At 40.9% G+C, this 18026-nt stretch carries 16 protein-coding genes, 1 rRNA gene and 1 other annotated feature; of the genes, 9 read left to right on the top strand and 8 right to left on the bottom strand.

Annotated features, from left to right (window positions below):
- Window positions 1–28: 28 nt before the first annotated feature.
- The gene (locus tag L2D08_RS22020; RefSeq protein WP_242237369.1) at window positions 29–682 is read right to left on the bottom strand and encodes a GAF domain-containing protein; all 654 of its coding nucleotides are present in this window, start codon (window positions 680–682) and stop codon (window positions 29–31) included.
- 87 nt (window positions 683–769) lie between these two features.
- Entirely contained in the window at window positions 770–1783 is a 1014-nt protein-coding gene (locus L2D08_RS22015; protein ID WP_242237367.1) for a PAS domain S-box protein, read from the bottom strand.
- Window positions 1784–2827: 1044 nt separating this feature from the next.
- Here L2D08_RS22015 and L2D08_RS22010 point away from each other — a divergent pair.
- A complete protein-coding gene (locus L2D08_RS22010) occupies window positions 2828–3601 on the top strand; it encodes a PAS domain S-box protein (RefSeq protein ID WP_242237365.1) in 774 nt (257 codons plus the stop codon).
- A 167-nt stretch (window positions 3602–3768) separates the two neighbouring features.
- Here L2D08_RS22010 and L2D08_RS22005 read toward each other — a convergent pair whose 3' ends face one another.
- The 3 genes from L2D08_RS22005 to L2D08_RS21995 form a co-directional block, all read right to left on the bottom strand.
- Entirely contained in the window at window positions 3769–4083 is a 315-nt protein-coding gene (locus L2D08_RS22005; RefSeq protein ID WP_242237364.1) for a DUF3892 domain-containing protein, read from the bottom strand.
- A 59-nt stretch (window positions 4084–4142) separates the two neighbouring features.
- A complete protein-coding gene (locus L2D08_RS22000) occupies window positions 4143–6224 on the bottom strand; it encodes a metallophosphoesterase family protein (protein WP_242237362.1) in 2082 nt (693 codons plus the stop codon).
- Window positions 6225–6599: 375 nt separating this feature from the next.
- Window positions 6600–7769: a sensor domain-containing diguanylate cyclase gene (locus L2D08_RS21995; RefSeq protein WP_242237360.1), complete on the bottom strand. Its 1170-nt coding sequence runs from the start codon at window positions 7767–7769 to the stop codon at window positions 6600–6602.
- Window positions 7770–8476: 707 nt separating this feature from the next.
- Between L2D08_RS21995 and L2D08_RS21990 the strand changes: the two genes are divergently transcribed.
- From L2D08_RS21990 to L2D08_RS21975, 4 genes are all read left to right on the top strand, one after another.
- Window positions 8477–8644 (top strand): hypothetical protein, encoded by a 168-nt coding sequence (locus tag L2D08_RS21990; RefSeq protein WP_242237359.1) that lies wholly within the window; start codon window positions 8477–8479, stop codon window positions 8642–8644.
- 327 nt (window positions 8645–8971) lie between these two features.
- The gene (locus L2D08_RS21985; RefSeq protein ID WP_242237357.1) at window positions 8972–9190 is read left to right on the top strand and encodes a spore coat protein; all 219 of its coding nucleotides are present in this window, start codon (window positions 8972–8974) and stop codon (window positions 9188–9190) included.
- A gap of 126 nt (window positions 9191–9316) precedes the next feature.
- Entirely contained in the window at window positions 9317–9775 is a 459-nt protein-coding gene (locus tag L2D08_RS21980) for a spore coat protein (RefSeq protein WP_242237351.1), read from the top strand.
- 36 nt (window positions 9776–9811) lie between these two features.
- Window positions 9812–10240, top strand: a complete 429-nt coding sequence (locus L2D08_RS21975) for a spore coat protein (RefSeq protein ID WP_242237348.1) — start codon at window positions 9812–9814, stop codon at window positions 10238–10240.
- A 252-nt stretch (window positions 10241–10492) separates the two neighbouring features.
- Here L2D08_RS21975 and L2D08_RS21970 read toward each other — a convergent pair whose 3' ends face one another.
- Window positions 10493–11755, bottom strand: a complete 1263-nt coding sequence (locus L2D08_RS21970; RefSeq protein WP_242237345.1) for a glycoside hydrolase family 18 protein — start codon at window positions 11753–11755, stop codon at window positions 10493–10495.
- Between the two features lie 416 nt (window positions 11756–12171).
- On the opposite strand from L2D08_RS21970, the gene L2D08_RS21965 reads away from it, so the two are divergent.
- Both L2D08_RS21965 and L2D08_RS21960 read left to right on the top strand, forming a co-directional pair.
- A complete protein-coding gene (locus L2D08_RS21965; protein WP_242237342.1) occupies window positions 12172–13518 on the top strand; it encodes an MFS transporter in 1347 nt (448 codons plus the stop codon).
- A gap of 249 nt (window positions 13519–13767) precedes the next feature.
- On the top strand, window positions 13768–14358 hold the full coding sequence (locus tag L2D08_RS21960; RefSeq protein WP_242237341.1) for a YitT family protein: 591 nt from the start codon (window positions 13768–13770) through the stop codon (window positions 14356–14358).
- 87 nt (window positions 14359–14445) lie between these two features.
- Here L2D08_RS21960 and rrf read toward each other — a convergent pair.
- Window positions 14446–14561 (bottom strand): 5S ribosomal RNA (gene rrf, locus L2D08_RS21955).
- A 72-nt stretch (window positions 14562–14633) separates the two neighbouring features.
- Window positions 14634–14764: a sequence feature (23S ribosomal RNA rRNA prediction is too short), on the bottom strand.
- Between the two features lie 8 nt (window positions 14765–14772).
- Window positions 14773–15423 carry a hypothetical protein gene (locus L2D08_RS21950; RefSeq protein ID WP_242237339.1) on the bottom strand — a complete coding sequence of 217 codons (651 nt, stop codon included), beginning with the start codon at window positions 15421–15423 and terminating at the stop codon, window positions 14773–14775.
- A gap of 1003 nt (window positions 15424–16426) precedes the next feature.
- Between L2D08_RS21950 and L2D08_RS21945 the strand changes: the two genes are divergently transcribed.
- Both L2D08_RS21945 and L2D08_RS21940 read left to right on the top strand, forming a co-directional pair.
- On the top strand, window positions 16427–16972 hold the full coding sequence (locus L2D08_RS21945) for a MerR family transcriptional regulator (protein ID WP_242237337.1): 546 nt from the start codon (window positions 16427–16429) through the stop codon (window positions 16970–16972).
- A 287-nt stretch (window positions 16973–17259) separates the two neighbouring features.
- Entirely contained in the window at window positions 17260–17928 is a 669-nt protein-coding gene (locus tag L2D08_RS21940) for a type 1 glutamine amidotransferase domain-containing protein (RefSeq protein ID WP_242237334.1), read from the top strand.
- The last annotated feature ends 98 nt before the right edge of the window (window positions 17929–18026 follow it).

Below are 18026 nucleotides of genomic sequence, written 5' to 3'. Positions count from 1 at the left end.
TTCAATTACTTATATGGATTGGCATATCTTATTTTGCATTTTTAAGAATAGGGAGTAAATGATTTTTAATTTCCGCTAATTTCTCCTCAATGAGTGTCATATACATGCTGAACATGTTTATTTCCTCCGCTGTAAATATTCTTTTTGATTCAGAATACATCACAGAGTGCCCAATGATATGGCCTCTATAGGTAAGCGGCGAGCAGCAGACCGCTTGGTACCCATTTTTTAAAAGTTCTTTTTTATGGTTAAGAGAGGTAATGTCTTCGCCTCTTTCCAGGTCCGGAATGGCAACGATGTGTTTCGAATATACAGGGATCTCATCGCCATCTAGAATATCATTTACAGTGGATAAACCTCTGGAATATTCATTGTACCCTGGTGAAACATTCTTCACTGCTCCATTCCACATTTTCTTCTCATTTTCATCATGTATGTATATGCCGCAGCTTAATTCTTTAAAATGATGCTCCATTAAAGAAATGAACTGGTTTAACATAAATTTTGTTTGAAGTGCTGCCAGCTCATCCTCACCAATGATCCCTTTTTCATATAGACTAAAAAACACCGTTGATAAATCCTTATGATTCTTTAATCCCGGCTCAATGTGGGAGAGGGTCTTTTTTATTTCTTTTCTATATATGAACTTTTCTAGTGATTGAGCAATGTTGATCTCGTCCATAAATCTCCATACCCTTTCATTAGTGTACATGATTTTTCAGAAAAATAAATTGTTCAATATGTTTCTACAAAAGAAACATTGCTTTACCTACTTCAATTTAGTTCTCTTTCCAGTAAATAAATCAATTTGCCAGGTTCCATTGTATTGAGGGCGGTGATTTGTTTCCGTTATCGTGAGGGTGCAATCATGAACAATGAATTCCACTTTCCCTCCCCCTCTTGTAATCGAAGCCGATAAACCATCCACTACCTGAAATAATCGATGCATCGGACGCAGCCGCCATGGAAATGTATCAGGAAGCTCATGCTCTCCATGGTGATGGTAATAAATAATGTCGACAATGTCTTGATGTACGGAGTAAAATTGTTTGGCAATTTCAGCTCCCCGGCAAGCATGCCGTTTGCTGTCTTCAAAAACTTTTTTGGGGTCGACTACATCGCCAATAGACAGAATAGGCTGAGATTTACCCAAATCATGAAAGATAAAAGCCTGTACTAACTGATCTTTATCAATACCAATGATTTTTGCAATACCTTGTTGATACAAATTAGAAAGAAGTTTAAGGCAATTCACTACATGGCGGTACCCGCCATCCGGTATAATTCCTGTGATGGTAATCATCTTTGTTTCAGGATTATAAATATCATTATACTCCACTGTATTCTTCAATTTATGTTCCACTCTAGTATTTGGAAGTGTTAAAGCAAAAGCCATATCGATTTCATTTTGTATGTCTACAATATCCGTTACATCTTTTCCCGTAAGCAAAACGCCTTTTTTCATGCCTTCTTCCACTAAAGGAATGGCATTCATTGACAAAATCCTGTTTGTAAATGTTTTTCTTAAAACGTTTTTTCGTGCTTCCCCTGTTTTTATAACTTCTTCCAATACCTTATTATTGTAATCGATAGGCAGCTGTACAAATTTTGCCTCGTTATAAATATGCTTCCCTTCGTAATCAACTTCTTCGAGTCCAAATAAGCGCTCCCCAGAAGGGTTAATATATTGAATCTTTAGTTCCTGATCAATCAAAATAAGCGTCTCATCCATTGAACTTAAAATGTATTCTAAAAACTTCTCCTCAGATACTAACTTTTTCATCCCTTCTGCTCCTTTAAGCAGGGCATAACCTACTATTTATATTGATCGACAATATTTTCCTATAGATCTTTGGACTTGGCTGTTCATAAAAAATCTATGATAATGACTGGCCGCTTTTCTTTTCTATCTTTTACAGTGTGCAACAAATCCTCTATGTCTACATAAAAGTGAAACTTCTACTCTATATCTTGGTTAGGCTTTATAAAAAGCAACACATCTTCCGTTTCTCCATACACGTAGTGGCCAAAAGAATCTTCTGCCAGGCAGTACCGGGTTTTATCTATGTTATTCTCCCCGAAAGTTCTCGATTTGAGAACTTTATTTTTATTATATAGACTACCAAGGAACTATTAAACAGAAAATCACTCAAACATATTAGAATTCTTGCAAATTAATGGCACAAAATTTACACAAACGTACGAAACCGTTTTAGGGAATAGCGGGATTAGCTGCCTTATAAAGAGGAAAAAGGTAAATACCTGTTTGATTGAAAGCAGACCATTGACACACCCCTATCTTTAGAGTTAGGAAGTGAAAATCTCATAGAAAGAAAAAAACTGGTAAGTAACAGAGGCATTTTTATGGTCAAAGAAAAGTGGTTTTTAACTTTCCCTAAATAAATAGGGCTATGAGTATGTAAAGGATAATGAAAGGAAACTTGCCAGTGAGATAAAATCGATGTCAATTTATCATCTTAGCTTACCAGCAACTATTGAGTATTCGGTCGGACGGCTGCATTTCTTATTCAAATGCTCCTATGTTTTCCACGAGATTAAAAATGATCTATTCTTATATGTTTAATTTAAAAAGCATGATTATTTTTTAAAATAGAACATTTCTATATCATACTATGTTACTTTTTAATAAAGACTAGATTAAATAATAGTTCGTATTTTTCTGTCTACACGGTAATGATCTAAAATCCTTGTGCGGTTTCTCTTCAATTACAGCTGCTTCAGTGTATTACAACCTTATCAAATAGGAGGGTTTAATCACTAGATAAAATTGAAAAACCGCTATACCATTTAATTAGGAGTGAACTATATGAGTGAAACCATTTCAGATATCGATTATAAACAAGTAATTGAGTATGCCTTGGAACCATTAATTATTCATTCACAGCTAAAAATTATTGATATCAATCGTGCTGCAGAAATATTTTTTAGAGCCCCTAAAAAAGATATCATCGGAGCAAGTCCTTTAGATATTTTCAAAGATACATCCAAATCAGCAATAGAAAAAAGGATACAATCGGCTTACGAACAGCCAGCAAAGGTAATTGAAGAAACAATCTACAGAATGGATGGCACAACCGTTGAAGTTGAATTATATTGTCATCCTGTATGGATGGGTGAGACAAAAGCGATTCAGACATATGTACGGGATATAACAGAAAGAAAGGCAGCGGAAAGTGAGCAAAAAAGGATGTTAGAGCAAGTAAATGAGTTGTCTTCAACCCTCGTTCCTCTTCTAGACGGAATTGCCGTACTTCCTCTAGCAGGTTCTATAGATGAACAAAGAGCAACGCAAATATTAGAAAGTGTTCCGATAAAAGCTCAAAAACAAAATATAAAATTCTTAATTATAGATTTCTCTGGTCTTTATAACTTAGATTCTGTCGTAACAGAATACATTTTTAAAATGAATCAAGTATTACTCATGCTTGGTGTGCGTTCTCTCTTAACAGGGATAAGACCAGAAACAGCAAAAATGGCCGTTCAGATAGGAACAACTTTTAAATCCACCCCAACTGTGTCGACCGTCAAAGATGCCCTTCAGTTACTAGGCGTCGAGCATAGTAAAAGCCTGCTAATTTAAATCAAAGAAAATAAGCGAGTCTAAGTGAACAATGCAGCCAGCATTGCTTTTTTATTTTAAATTTATCTCTTTTTGGACCAGTGCTATATGTTTATCTAATAGTCCTATGATAAAAAAATGCAGACATTATGATTTGCCTGCAAGTTAAAAACGCTTTAAGTAATCCTTCAAAAGGTATCAAGATTATCTAAATTGTTTTCCTTTGTGCCATCCGGTTCACTGCGAATAATTTCACGCCCATATCGCTCAAAAACATCCACATGGGCGAGACGTCCTGCTTTTGCTTCTTTCAGCGCTTCCATGTAATCCAGCTCTCGGCCGCTGCTGGTTTTGAATGCTATAATATCTCCTTCCTCGTTTTTCCGGACTGCGGTGATTTGTTCCTGTCCATCCGAAGAAGAATTTTGAATTACCTGGGAAGCCATCTGCTGACTTTGCTGTTTGTACTGATCGTATACTTGTTCAAACCGATCTTGTGACATGCCATCCCCTCCTTTTTGGATAGTATGGCAAGCTTCCGACTTTTTAATCATGACTGTGCTTAATGAAGATCTATTTGGTTAAAAAGAACTTTCTTTTTCTGCCACGTCCGGTGTATCAATAAATGATTTTGTGCCACCTTTTCTGTAAAGCTGAGCAGTCCCAGATTATTATCGGTCTCCATAATAGACCCACCCGTTGTAGCTATATACTGGAGCGTTTCTTTCCACAAACAGTTCTTAGGTACAGCAGCACCTGGTTCTTGGCAAACGATCCGGCCCTGCTCGTCGCAATAGCGGATGATGCTTTTCTTTTTTCGTTTGAATGCGTTGATCCGGGCCACAGACTCCATCAGACGGCCCCATACGCCTGAGAAGCTGGCATTATTGATCGGGCTGCTCGTGCATTGCATAATATGCGCGCTTCGTCCGTCATTGGATTCGACGGCCGTGTAAACCGAGGAGGCGTAGTGAACATCTCCAGAAAGAATAAAACAATGATGCGGCGCCCAGTTAAAGATTTGCTCTAAAAAAGCCGTAAAACCTTGCCCATTGTACTTCCAGGCTTCGAAATCAAACAGCTCATGAACAGGAATGCCGATTAGCCGAAGAGGATTGGTGTATGTGTGCAAAGCGGATTCAATTAAGCCAACTCCATAGAGCGGAGCAGGTGAAGCGACCATTAACATTTCCCCTCTCTTCCAGCCACTCTCTTTCAGCAACGCAGCAATAGCCGGCCAGGCGCTTTGGCGCACGAGCTCCGGACTTTGCAATTTCTCCTGCATGATCCGGCCGACCCTCCCAGGAGCAGATGGAACCTCATACCCTCTTTTCGTCCGCGTATCTAAAAAAACGGTTTTCGGCTCAGTAGGAGCGATAAAATGCCAGGACGGATAATTCCATAAAGTGTGCAGCCAGTCCCTGTAGCTTTCCGATTCCACGTCGAAGTGTCGAGCGTATCGCTTCATGGTTTTTAAAAACGGCTGATCAAACGAATCGGGTGCGTTTCCCCAGCCTTGGAAAGCCCAATACGCTCCTAAACCGTTGGCTACAACATGAGACCCAAGCGGCGAGTTTTTGACGTTTTCTTTCCATTCCTCTGACAGGTTCCAATCATCGGTGATGTCATGGTCATCAAAAATCATATAAGATGGGACATTCGCCATCAGGCGCCTGACGCGCTTTAACGAAGCAATGGACTCTCTCAGCTCTTCTGTTTGTTCCGCAAAACGCTGTTTATGCTGCCAAAGTTCCAAATCGTGCACTTTCTGAAAAGCGGGCTCTGTAGAAAATACAAAGTGAATCCGGTCATTCGCTAACTCTTCTTCAAAAACAGGAAGCCCCCCGTTTTCCTGAATATACTCCCATACTTGCGGACCCCAGGATAACACGTATAGAGCTGCATATTCGGAAAATTGAATAAGATGATTATACGACTGGTTAGATGTAAACCGGCATAGATGATCCATAATCAATTTTCTTCCATGAATTTTATTAAGAGAAGAATACCTTTCCAGGCGTTTATCTATTTTGTAAAGCGGTTCTTCTTGGCCCGCCAGCTGCCTGCCAAGAGACGTAATCACCGGGAACAGCGGGTCTGCCACATGATCCGCATAAATCTGGTCTCCCAGCAGAAAAAGTGCCTGCGGTCTTTTTTCCAATACATGAACGGTTTCTTCCATATGCATATCTCCTGCCGCCAGGGCATCTTCGCCTTTTCCATGAAGTTTTCGGCATGAGCCATATAAAACGTTTGTATGTTTTCCTTCCGAAATGAAAAAGGATGGATAGGGAAGCTTTCCATAGACAAGTGAGTCCGCACCGGGATCGAGCAGGCCAAAATGGCTCAAATCGACGGTGTCTGATCCCTTTGTAAAGAAAAGGTTGTAACCGAGGAGGGTTTGAAGTGGAAAAGTACCTGAGGCAGGAGTGATTTTAATCATATAAACAAACAACTGCTTTCCAAAACGGACACACTCCATCTCGCTTTGGCCGCTGACTGGTCCATCGTCTTTTCCTGATGGCTCGAGCTGGTACAGTTTTGCGCTGATCTGAAAAGGCTTGCTTGTGGCGATCCAGATAAAAACACTGCTTTGATCCACTCTTCTTAAAACAGGGCCAGATAAAATAACAGGAAGGTCCATCCGTCTCCATTCCTTTCTTTTCGGGCTGTTTTATAAGATATTCAATAGTAGAATAGAATGTGAGCTATCGGGGAAGACCTGTTTTTTCAGATGGATGGCTTTTGTACAAAAAGCTCCGCCAGCGGCGGAGCTTCAGTGGGAGAATAATGGCATTCTGTTGACTTACTTGATTTTTCCTAAAGAGAGCCTCGTTCATCTCCTTCAATAAAGATTTCAACTTCTTCCCATTCACCTATATCGGTGCTGCAAAATCACCGGGGCGCTTATATATGCTTCTGAGTATCTTGATGGTTCAGCGGCTGGGATAAGCTAAGTTTCTGTGTCCAATCTTCGCCTAACCGAAAAAGTCTGTTCGTTGATGTGAGTGAAAATGGCTCATGGATGCCTTCTTAAAAGCTTTGCTTCATTACTTGATGAGAGCTGCGTATGCACTCTGTTTCGTCCATTTTGCTTGGCTTGATACAACGCTTGATCAGCCTGCTTGAATAAAGCCGTAAAAGAATGCGAGGCGCCTGGAATCAATCCGGCTGCTCCTATGCTGACCGTAACCCAAGGGGCTGCCGGAGAGTTCCTATGTTCGATTCTTTCCTCTTCTATGCTTTGGCATAGCGCTTCTGCCCGCAAAAGAGCTTCTTCCGGGCTGCACCCGGGAAGCGCAATAAGAAATTCTTCTCCTCCGTAGCGGCTGATACAAGCGCCGCTTTGCTCCATTGTTTTTTGAATGACGCCCGCTACCTTAATAAGGCAGCTGTCTCCCCTTAAGTGGCCATAATGATCGTTGTAATATTTAAAATAATCAATATCGATGATCATAAACGAAATAAAATGACCGTTTTTCCGGGCGTTCTCCCACTCTGTTTCTAAATGCTTTTCGATTCCTCTTCGATTAAGGAGGCCTGTTAAACTGTCTGTATGGGACATCTTCTCCAATGACTCATTGGCTTCCTTCAGCTTTCTTTCCATCATTTTGCGCTCCGTAATATCGACTACAACACCAATAATCAATGTTTCCTGCTCGTCTTCGTCCACCATTAAAGAAGACGTCACTTTTCCCCAAATCGTCCGGCCATCCTCGCAAATGTATCTTTTTTCAAGCTGGTAATACTCAATTTCCCCGCTTACAAGCTTGTCGAGCAGGTCATTATTCGGCAGAACGTCTTTTGGATGGCTAAAATCGCGAAAAGTCATATTTAAGAATGCTTCTTTTTTGTATCCAAACATTTCAGTCATTTTTGGATTTACAAAAACAATTTTCCCGCCAGGCTCCATTAATGCGATGCCGACTCCTGACTTTTCAAAGATCAGCCGGAATCGATCATGGTTGTGCTGGAGTATATCTTTTTGTTTTTGCTGCCGGTCATATAAAGCACCTGCTCCCCAGATAACGCCTATATATATAAAAAGAATTATGGGTTCAGAAGCCCCGAATCCTTTCTGTGCAAAACCCTGCTGGTATGCAAATGCGAACCATACATTCCCTGTTAAAAAGAGTGCGGCCAACAAGCGCCCTTTATATAACTTGATTTTTGTCCGTCTCAGCCCCACATTATATCCCCCATATCACTGGCTTTCTTTTTCTGTAACTCTATTCCCTGCTTCTATTTTTTGTACATAATTAACGACATTAAAGCCTGTTCTTCACCTATACATTTTACCACATTTATACAAAAAACAACTAAGATGGCTGCTGTTTTAAGCATCCACTAATTTTCCTCAATCGCCGGGCTCTTATCTTTTTCCCGCCCAGACCCATACCTTTCTTCCCCTTTGTTTTTTGTATAAATATCCTGTAAACCGTTTAAACTGGTACTGTTAAATCCCCAAATTTCATATGATATAGTTCGAAACCGTTTCTGCAGCCAGGCTCCCCTCGCCTGGCTGTTTTTTATGATTCGTTCTTCAAGTGAAAACTCCAGCCATTCACTTTTTTGCTTCAACGATCCGGTTCTATTATATTCCTTTTATTAGTAATCAAGTATATATTATCTTTACTTATCATCTAACTAGTGTATAATAATGGAATAAATGTTAAGGGGATCTAAATATGTTTGAATTATTTCTTTATATTATTGGATGTATCTATTTAATTTTCGTTGCTCTCTCTTAATTTCTGATTATGTTTTTGAAATGCGCTGTTTTCCTTCATGCTCGGTTTGAAGCAAACTTCATTTTTTGGCTGATATAATATATCGTTATCGTAAAGACGGTGAACTGTCGTTTCGATCTCATTTTTTCAAAAAGGAGGCGGTCTCATGGCTGGAGATGCTTTTTTTGCCATTTTTCCAATTTTGACTCTTTTCTTTTATGTTGCTCCTATTATATTTCTTGTTTGGTTTCTCATTCGATTTCTTAAAATACAGCAGGAAAAGACTCAAATTTTAAAAGCGATTTCTGGGAAGTTAGACAAGCTGGTTAAATAACCAGGAAATCTTTCTTTTTTATGTTACGCCTACGGCCTATAAATGGAAAGAACCTCGTTGCAGAGGTCTTCACTAGCTTTCTAATTCATGCTGTTTGACCTTCTCACACCCCTTCTCCCATACTCTTTATTTCTGCACTTCTAATCTTTCCTGTTATTATATATCCCTGGTGACAGGCCTCAGGCCTCGTTCGGCGGTCTTCTTTCTCTGATACAGTCATCTTGTTTTCCACTCCATACCAACCCAACATCAGCAGTATATAGTTTCCTTTTGAAGATTAGGCGCATATGCTGATAAGAAATCACTATTTATAAAGGAGCGGTATTGATGAGCGATTCTTCCAAAAATCCGAAAATCCTGTCTGATAAAGTCATTGATCTACTTGTAAGCACGACACTCCAAAAAAACGGTGTGAATATCGAAAAAGCGAAAAGCCAGCTGTCCGATGAGCAGAAAAAAATGTTTAAAGATTTGGTGGAAGACCTGGCGAAGCAAGTGGATTCATTTATGAAAAAGCCGCCTGTCGACAAAAAAGAATCAAAATAACCACTTTTCCCTAAAGGCCCCGTCTTTGGGGCATTTTTTATTTTCTAAAACAGTTACAGATGCCCTTTCCGAAAGACTGATAACTTCATATGGTATGGTATAACGCAAAAAAGGAGGGTTAGAACTATGTCAAAATGCTATGACGATTACGAGTCCAACAGAAGAAAACGGAAGCGCCGTGAGGAAGAAAACGATCGCAACAAGCACGAGGATGCGGAAGTGGTACAAGACGGAGTTCAAAAATCATTTATCGATCAGGAATCAGATGAATTAGTCTGGATTAAAGATTCCTGCAACGTTGAGGTGCAGTCTACTGACACACAGGCCGCTGTATCTCTTCAAGTAGGCTTGCAGCTGGCAATTGCGCTTGTTGTCAGCATCACAATTGGAGACTCGGATGAAGGTAAATCTGTTGCACAGGAGCTGTTCCAGCAATTTGATGCGGAACAGACGAACAAACAAAAAGTGGTAATTGACAACTCAAAAGATGTCAGAATTACAACAACTGATACCGATCTAGCTGTGAACATTCAGGCGCTTCTGCAAGTGCTTGTGGCGCTAGTTGTTAAACTAGACGTCTTGTAATCAAGTGTTCAATAAAAAACGAAAGAGGTGAACAACATGAGTGAGAAAAAGTGGAGAGCTTTGGATCATTGCGATGATGATAAACAAAAAGACGCGGACGTATTGCAAGAAGGAGATCAGTCCGTTTCTAACGATCAAGAGTCCTTTGAGTGGATTATTGTAAAGGATTCTGAAGATGTCGAAGTTCAAACAACAGATACGCAGGCTGCCGTATCCTTACAGCTGGGCATCCAGGTTGCCATCGCGGTTGTTCTCAGCATCACAGTCGGTGACTCAGATCAAACAAAAGCTGTGGTGCAGGACTTGAAGCAATTCATGAAAACAAAGCAAAAAAATACGCAGAAAACAGTGATCGAAGGTTCCAAGCACATTAAAGTGACAACAACGGATACTGACCTGGCCGTGAACATCCAAGCCCTTCTTCAAATCCTCCTGGCCATTGTAGTAAAACTGGATGTTCTTTAATTGTTAAGCTTTATAGAAAAAGAAGCTGTAGACATCATGTGTCAAAAACTATCTGGTGTTCTCCTGCTTCCATATACTTAAAGATTTGCTCGATAAAGGCGCACCTTTTTGCGCCTTTTTCCTTTGAAAAAACGGCTGGACTGCACGTGAATCTTTTTGTCATGCTCAAGCTGTCCTTTTATTACAGCCGGTTAGCCGGTTTTTATGAAACAAAGCGGCTTGTTGAAAAGCCGCTCGCCTGTGTACAAATCCTTACCTTTTTCGAACCCTGAAGAACTTCCTTAAAAGCCAGGGCCCTTGCGGGAAACCGAGCGTGAGCTGCCAGGCTCCGAGACCCTGCAGGCCATTTTGACGAACAGCAAGCATTTTAGCGCTGATGCTTCTTACATCTTCAAACCATACTTCATGTGCAATGCCCTGTTCATCCCTGTATCGGAAAAAAGGCGTTTCATTTTCCCTTGAATATTGAATAGGAGATTGATATCTCATCGCTGTGGCAATGGCATCTTGATTGGAAATCGCCCGTGCTGCTGTGCCAGGCGTGTATGGAACAACCCAGTCGTAGCCATACAGCGGCATGCCCAAAATAATCTTGCTTCGCGGAAGCCGGCTGGACGCAAATTCAATCGTTCTTCTTACTTCGGTAATAGGAGCTCCAGGACCCGGTTCGCTGCCGGCGTGATGCCAGTCATAAGCCATGATAAACATGTAGTCCACTACCGCCCCAATTCCGCCGTAATCGTACCCTCTTAACCATGGAATATCCTCGCTTGTTTTAGCCGGGACCGCTACCGTCACAACAACCCCTGCCGGCTTCAATCGTTCCGATAACTGTCGAAGAAAGCCTGTGAAAAGATCACGGTCCCCTTCCCGCACCTGTTCAAAATCAATATTAACCCCGCCATATCCTTTTCTGGAAACGAGTGAAAAGATATTATTGATCAGATTTGTTCTTGCAGTCGGATTGTTTAATACTTGATGAGCAAGCTCCGGACTGAAGCCTTGCGCTGTTAAATTGGTAACTGTTACAATGGGCGTCACGCGGTTTTGCCAGGTCGTTTGAACGGCTGTTACATCGTTTAAATCATTGGCGATATCCCCATTTGCCGCAAAATGATATTCAAAAAGAGAGATAATGGAAGCATATGGCGCAAAGTCCGTGATGAGTGCCTGGTCCAAAACAGGGCTTCGAACCACATAAAAACTTAACGTAGTGGCTAAATAGTTAGGTGTATTGGGTATTTGCACACGTGTACCAGCCTGCAGAGAGTCCGGATTAACTGAAGGATTGGCGGCTCGCAGCTGCGCCGCGGTTACATACGATTTTCTGGCAATGGTAAAAAACGTGTCTCCCGGCTGAACAATATAGGTGTATAAAGGGATCAGAAGTGCCTGCCCGGGCACTACATTGGTTTCGACCAGCCCATTGACCATTCGTAATTGATCCACTGACGTTCTATATCTGCTGCTTACCTGAAATAAGGATTCACCGGATTGGACCTCGTGAATAAACATAATTTTCCCCCATTCACTATCTCCGCCTTTCCATAAATATGATCTGTAAGCAGTGCTTATTCACTTGTATCACGGGCCGCTCCCCTATTTTAAAAAAGAGCTTTTTTTTTACTTTCATAAGCAAAAAGATAATATTGGCTATTTTGGATTACAATCGTTCGCCTACTGCTTTATTGGCAGGCACATATTTTGGTGGTTTTTCTGCTTCTCGGCAGCAGGGAAAATCAGCAGCATTTATCTTTTCCGTTTTGTCGTTTCCTTCCTTGCATACCATAAATCAAAAAACGCCCAATGTTATAACTTTTAGCTATATATGTCTATCAAAATTAAGCGTTACTTTATAACCGTGCAGCCGTGCTATGATACGAACACAGCCAAAAAGAAAAAGGTGACCCGACACGGAGAGGAAGAAAAAATTGCGTAAAGTAAATGCTTCTGATGTTGTAGCGGCAAGCCGCTTCAACAAATTTCATTTAATTGTTTTTTTATGGTGTGTGTACGCCATTGCATTTGATGGTTTTGATATTGCCATGTACGGCATCGGTCTTCCACTGATGATGGCTGATTTCGGCTTAACACCGGTTGAAGCCGGCAGTATTGGAAGTTATGTATTGGTCGGCATGATGGCCGGTGCCTTTATATGCGGGCCACTTGCCGACACAATCGGACGCAAAAAAGTTCTGGCTATCTGCATGTTTTTATTTAGTGTTTTTACGTTTCTTTCAGGCCTTGCACCAAATGCGACGGTCTTTACCGTCATGCGTGTCATTGCAGGAATCGGGATGGGTGGTTTGATGCCTAACGTGATTGCCCTGATGACTGAGTATTCCCCGAAAAAAAACCGGGCACTTATTGTAGCCACTATGTACTGCGGTTATTCGGTCGGAGGCATTTTGGCGGCATTGATTGGGATGTCCGTTATGCAGGATGTGGGCTGGAGAGTGCTTTACTGGCTTGGTATTATTCCACTGTTTACCCTGCCTTTATTCTTAAAGAAATTTCCAGAATCTCTGTCGTATTATATTTTGCGCGGACAGGGAGATAAACTTGCGGAAATTCTAAATCGTGTTCACCCTGGCGGAAATTATAAAGAAACCGACGATTATGAATATGCAAGCGCAAAAGAAAATGCAAAAGGATTTCCGGTCAAGAAATTATTCATCCATCATCGTGCATTGAGCACATTTGCTTTTTGCCTTGCTGTGTTCAGCTGTTTGCTTATGATTTACGGCTTAAATACATGGCTGCCAAAAATTATGCAGGAATCCGGCTATGCCCTGTCATCCAGTCTTTCGTTCAGCTTGGTGCTTGGCGTCGGCCAAATAGGCGGTTCCCTATTAGGTGGATATTTTATAGAACGTGTAGGACACCGGAAAGTGTTGATTTCCATGTATTTGCTTAGCGCTATTTGTTTTATTGCCCTGAGCTTTACCTCTAATATCCTGCTTTTATATGTATTAATTGCGCTAGGCGGTGCCTGCACGGCGGGAACACAAAATTTATCAAACCCATACATTTATGAGTTTTATCCAAGAGAAGTACGGGCTACTGGCGTCGGCTTCGCTGTTGGAGTCGGACGGACCGGAGCGATTGCAGCACCAATATTGATCGGTTTTTTACTGGCTACCAGCCTGGCACCCCAAAATGCTTTTATCCTATTTGCTGTTCCGAGTCTTCTTGGAGCCCTTGCTTTCACCCTGGTTCGTGAAAAATATGGAAGCTTTGACCAGCTGGAGACACTTCAAGATCAAAGAGCAGGCTGAACAATCATGACAGCAGTTATATGCCATTAAAAGAAATGAAAATAACAGGGATGACCTTAGTCTACAGACACGAAGACTTAAAGGTCGTCTTTTTTTTATCTGGCTGGCTAAAGATGCCGGGTCCACATTGTAGACAGGAAAAGTAATAAAAGATTCTATTCTCCAAAAGCTCCATTAAATCATGAAATTTTTAACTCCTCGCTGCATATAAACCACATATGATTTAAAATTCACTTTCAGAGGGCAGGGATGACCATCTTTCTTCGCAAATTTATTTCAATTCTAATTGGAAGCTTTTTTATTGCGGTGGGTATTAATTTCTTCCTTGTTCCCTCTGAGCTGCTGGACGGCGGAGCAATTGGCATCGGGCTCGTTTCTCATTACGTGACAGGAGTACAAGTGGGGCTAGTCATTATTTTAATCAATATACCGATTTTTATTTTTTCCTGGTTTTACAGCCGTTCTTTTTTTTATAACAGTCTCCATGGCATGCTTTTTTCGTCTTTTATGATTGATTTATTTTATCCTCTGCACGCTATTGGGGAACAATTTAACATTCCAGTTGTGTTTGCTGTTCTTGGAGGCGTTACGGTTGGTCTTGGTATTGGCTGTATGCTCTGGTTTAATACAAGCGTCGGCGGAACAGATCTCCTGGGTCTCATATTTGCGAGACACAGAAATTTAAACCCAGGCATCATCATTTTTATGATTGATTTTCTTATTGTTTCTATCGGAAGTATGATTATTTCAGATGGTTCCATTTTCTTATCCTGCCTCACTGTCACATGTGTTGGCATTACTACGAGCTTGGTGTCAGCAATGAAAAAGGAGGAACAATAACGGTTTATATTTTGCTGAGCTAAAAGGTACCTTAACCAATTTTAAGACAACAAAAAAGAGGACAAGCTTTCGCTGTCCTCTCTGTTTGCCTGGCGGCGTCCTGCTCTCACAGGGGGAAACCCCCAACTACCATCGGCGCTGAAGAGCTTAACGGCCGTGTTCGGGATGGGAACGGGTGTGACCTCTTCGCTATTGCCACCAGACTATATGGAACAAAATTGTTCCTTCAAAGCTGGATAATCTCTGTAGAGTAACGGCATACCGTTCCATATGTTATCCTGCCTCAGGTGCGATCAGCCTGCGCACCACTTTAATGGGCAAACACCCCAACCCTTGGGAGCGACTACAGCCGACATCGAGGTGCCAAACCTCCCCGTCGATGTGGACTCTTGGGGGAGAATTGAACTCTTTCCCTTATTCCTTGCAAAGGCCAGACACCGGAACTCCTATCGCTTTTGTTAAAACTTGAAAAGGAATTTCATCAACCTGAATGGTATCATAGGGGAACTGAAATTGGCATAAGTGACAAAGATCCCTTATATGCATTTCCAGGATTTCTTTTTTCTCAGGATGTGAAAAGAGACGCTCTAACTCCTCCTTCTCCGACAAATTCATAAAAGCAGACAGGCGGCTTTTATAACAACGGGGGCATATTACAATAAAGCGGTCTTCTAAAATCCCTGCTTTTTTTAAAAAAGTGAGTGTCTGCTTCTGAAGGCCGGGATCAGATATAATACGCCCTATACTAGAAAAGTACTGCCCTTTTGAAAAACGAGACAAATGATTATCCAATGCTTTTTTTGTTTCCTCGGGGAGAAAATCAATTTTTTGGAGAATGGGGAAAGCATAAAAGCTGATAGCGGAAGAATGCGCCCCGTCTTTCATCTGGGAAATTAAAAGTGCTAGATCACACGCAAGATTACGCATAGGTAAAGCAGCAAAAGCCTTCTGAAAATGACAAAGCTTTTCTTTTGTATAAGCATCCTTCATGGCAGAGACATTAATGGACTGCAAGTATGCAGCAAACCCTTTTGAAAATTCATAAATTTGTTCAAGGTCTCTCATTTCTCCCTCTCCTTTTTAAAATGAGATACATACGTACCAGGAGGGTTTGTGTATCTGCCTCTTCCTATATAGAAAATTCGTTTTAGTTCATATAAGACCCGCTCACTCAAGGAAGAGTTCATTTTCAAAGAATTGCCCAAAAACTTCTTCAATATACAGTCTTTTTTTCCATCGATCCGGTAGATGACATTCCTATCATGCCACTAAAAAAAGCGCTGCCCTTTAAACAGCGAATGCTATCGATTACTTTCTTATAATTACTATATGTTATATTTGCATAAATGTTAGCACTACACGAAAATGAGCCCCCGACCTTCATAAAGGCCAGGGGCTCATTTATTATTTTTCAGATACTGGCAAGCCAGTTTTATTATAGAAATTTAAGTAATAAAAAAATACAATGTCTTTATTAACCGTATTGGCCCCACCTACGCCATATACATTGACAGCCACCCTTGCTATCCTACCCAATGATTATATTCTTTTATTACTTCATTTTAGCTATACCCCAAAAACTAAAGAACAAATCCATTTATTTTTCTTTTTTGCTTTTTAAATATAATAAATGTTCTTTTAAGCTTCATCATCCTCCACCCATACCCTTCCACTTATTGTAACTAAAACTCCAATATTACGTAATGAACGGCCGGTAAAAGCACATATTGGCCTATTTATATTCTTTAGTTGGAAAAAAACGATGTGCTTGGCTTTTGCTCAGGCTGGAAAAAACGTGATTCCTATGGATAAAACATCTGGAAACAGAACAAAGCAGCAGAAGCCGGCCTGCATGTTTCCACACTTTTCTTCTTTGGTCCTAAAACCTCTAACTAAACGACAAATTTAGTGAAAGGACATTCTTTCCACACACCGAACTTAACACATATATGAAAGAACGTACCTGAAAAGCTTATTGAGATTCATGACACACCTTTATAAGATCCTTTTGTACCGTATCGTTATCAGGAACATGCGTTGAAACCTATCTTGAAAGGATGATAAAATCATGACTCAAACGAAAGAGCAAACTGTAGAAAATCCCGCTGAACACGTAGAGGAAATGCTTTTAACAGTAAAAGAGGCCGCTAAACAGGTCAATGAAAGCCCTGGTGTCGTCCGTAATTGGCTGAGGGAGTTAAAGCCTTATATTCCTACCGTTCAGGGAGACAATGGATATAACTATTTTGATGAGCCTGCTTTAAAGAGGCTGCTGCTGATCCGCAAATTGAGCCGTGAGCAAAACTATTCAATTAAACAAATTGAATATTATTTTGCTACAGGCGAAACGCAAATAAAGCCTGAACTTGTCAATGAAGAACCAGCAAGTGGCATTCGGAAAGATTTAGCCGTCATTATGGAACGGATGGAACGGCAGGAACAGTTTAATCAAGCGCTTGTCAATAAATTAGACGAGCAGCAGCAATACATTAAGGATTCATTGAACAAGCGGGACCAGCTTCTTCTTGAATCTTTAAAAAATACGCAGGAAGCTAAAAAAGCAGAAATAAAAAAGAAACGCTTTTTTAAATGGTTTTCTAAGGAAAACGAATAAGGCGCTGTTCCCGCTTTACACGCATTCGTTTTTAAAAGTCGGCCCTCTCAAAAAAGCGCTGTCCTTCAAGCAGAAGGACAGCGTTTTTTTATCGTATTTGTTCACATAGCCGCTTTCTGGTGTAACCACGAAAGCTGTTCAAAAACCGGAGCAAAAATCCTGCGCTATTCAGCTATTGAATTCCTTTGCTGCTCTTTTTCCGTCATGCACTTCGAATAATTGTTTAAAAAGTTTTAGAAAGGATAACTTGTTTATGGAGAGTGTAACAGCAAAAGGAGGAATTAATTATGGCTAAAGTATTAGCAGTATTATCAAGCGGGTTTAAAGACGCAAAAAATAATTATGAAACCGGATGGTGGGGAGAAGAATTATTTGCCCCTATGGAGCTGCTTGAAAAAGCCGGGCACCAAGTAGACTTAGCTTCTCCATTAGGCGGCAAACCCGAAATTGACAAACATAGCTTAGCGAAAGAATATGACCCTGAAGGGAAATATAAAACCTTGTACGAATCCGGAAAAGCGGACCATACGACGGCTCTATCTGAAGTAAACCCCGATGAATATGACGCTGTGCTCATTGTAGGAGGCCATGGAGCTATGTATGATCTAGCTAAAAGTGAAGAGCTGCATCAAATCATTAACTCCATTTACGATAACGGAAATATTGTGTCTGCCGTATGCCACGGGCCCGCTCCTTTAATCTGGACAAAGCGTCCTGATGGCAAAAGCATCATTTCCGGCTTACGTGTCACTGGGTATCCGGAAGCCATGGAACCAGAAGGTCTCCCGGATATTCTGCCATACAGCCTTGAAGGAGAAATGAGAAAGATCGCTGACTATACATCAGAAGAAAAAATCGTATGGGGAAATGATCAGCTGTTGACCGGACGTGATCCCTTTTCTTCTGAAGCATTAGGAGAAGAGTTAGTCAAAGCTCTAGAAGAAAGAAACAAGTAAAAGTTTTAACTAAAAAAACACAAAAAGAGGACAGCTTCCGCTGTCCTCTCTGCTTTTGCCTGGCGGCGTCCTGCTCTCACAGGGGGAAACCCCCAACT

The organism is Domibacillus sp. PGB-M46, from assembly GCF_022668875.1.
Classification (GTDB): Bacteria; Bacillota; Bacilli; order Bacillales; family Domibacillaceae; genus Domibacillus.
Note: the sequence above shows the minus strand (reverse complement) of the source record. Positions and strands in the feature narration are given on the sequence as shown.

What these genes read in the sequence shown, in the direction of transcription:
- L2D08_RS21990 (WP_242237359.1), top strand. Translation starts at nt 8,477, where the DNA reads ATGGCTGGAGATGCTTTTTTTGCCATTTTTCCAATTTTGACTCTTTTC.
- L2D08_RS22020 (WP_242237369.1), bottom strand. Translation starts at nt 682, where the DNA reads ATGGACGAGATCAACATTGCTCAATCACTAGAAAAGTTCATATATAGA.
- L2D08_RS22010 (WP_242237365.1), top strand. Translation starts at nt 2,828, where the DNA reads ATGAGTGAAACCATTTCAGATATCGATTATAAACAAGTAATTGAGTAT.
- L2D08_RS21960 (WP_242237341.1), top strand. Translation starts at nt 13,768, where the DNA reads ATGACCATCTTTCTTCGCAAATTTATTTCAATTCTAATTGGAAGCTTT.
- L2D08_RS21975 (WP_242237348.1), top strand. Translation starts at nt 9,812, where the DNA reads ATGAGTGAGAAAAAGTGGAGAGCTTTGGATCATTGCGATGATGATAAA.
- L2D08_RS21980 (WP_242237351.1), top strand. Translation starts at nt 9,317, where the DNA reads ATGTCAAAATGCTATGACGATTACGAGTCCAACAGAAGAAAACGGAAG.
- L2D08_RS21950 (WP_242237339.1), bottom strand. Translation starts at nt 15,423, where the DNA reads ATGAGAGACCTTGAACAAATTTATGAATTTTCAAAAGGGTTTGCTGCA.
- L2D08_RS22015 (WP_242237367.1), bottom strand. Translation starts at nt 1,783, where the DNA reads ATGAAAAAGTTAGTATCTGAGGAGAAGTTTTTAGAATACATTTTAAGT.
- L2D08_RS21945 (WP_242237337.1), top strand. Translation starts at nt 16,427, where the DNA reads ATGACTCAAACGAAAGAGCAAACTGTAGAAAATCCCGCTGAACACGTA.
- L2D08_RS22000 (WP_242237362.1), bottom strand. Translation starts at nt 6,224, where the DNA reads ATGGACCTTCCTGTTATTTTATCTGGCCCTGTTTTAAGAAGAGTGGAT.
- L2D08_RS21985 (WP_242237357.1), top strand. Translation starts at nt 8,972, where the DNA reads ATGAGCGATTCTTCCAAAAATCCGAAAATCCTGTCTGATAAAGTCATT.
- L2D08_RS22005 (WP_242237364.1), bottom strand. Translation starts at nt 4,083, where the DNA reads ATGTCACAAGATCGGTTTGAACAAGTATACGATCAGTACAAACAGCAA.
- L2D08_RS21970 (WP_242237345.1), bottom strand. Translation starts at nt 11,755, where the DNA reads ATGTTTATTCACGAGGTCCAATCCGGTGAATCCTTATTTCAGGTAAGC.
- L2D08_RS21940 (WP_242237334.1), top strand. Translation starts at nt 17,260, where the DNA reads ATGGCTAAAGTATTAGCAGTATTATCAAGCGGGTTTAAAGACGCAAAA.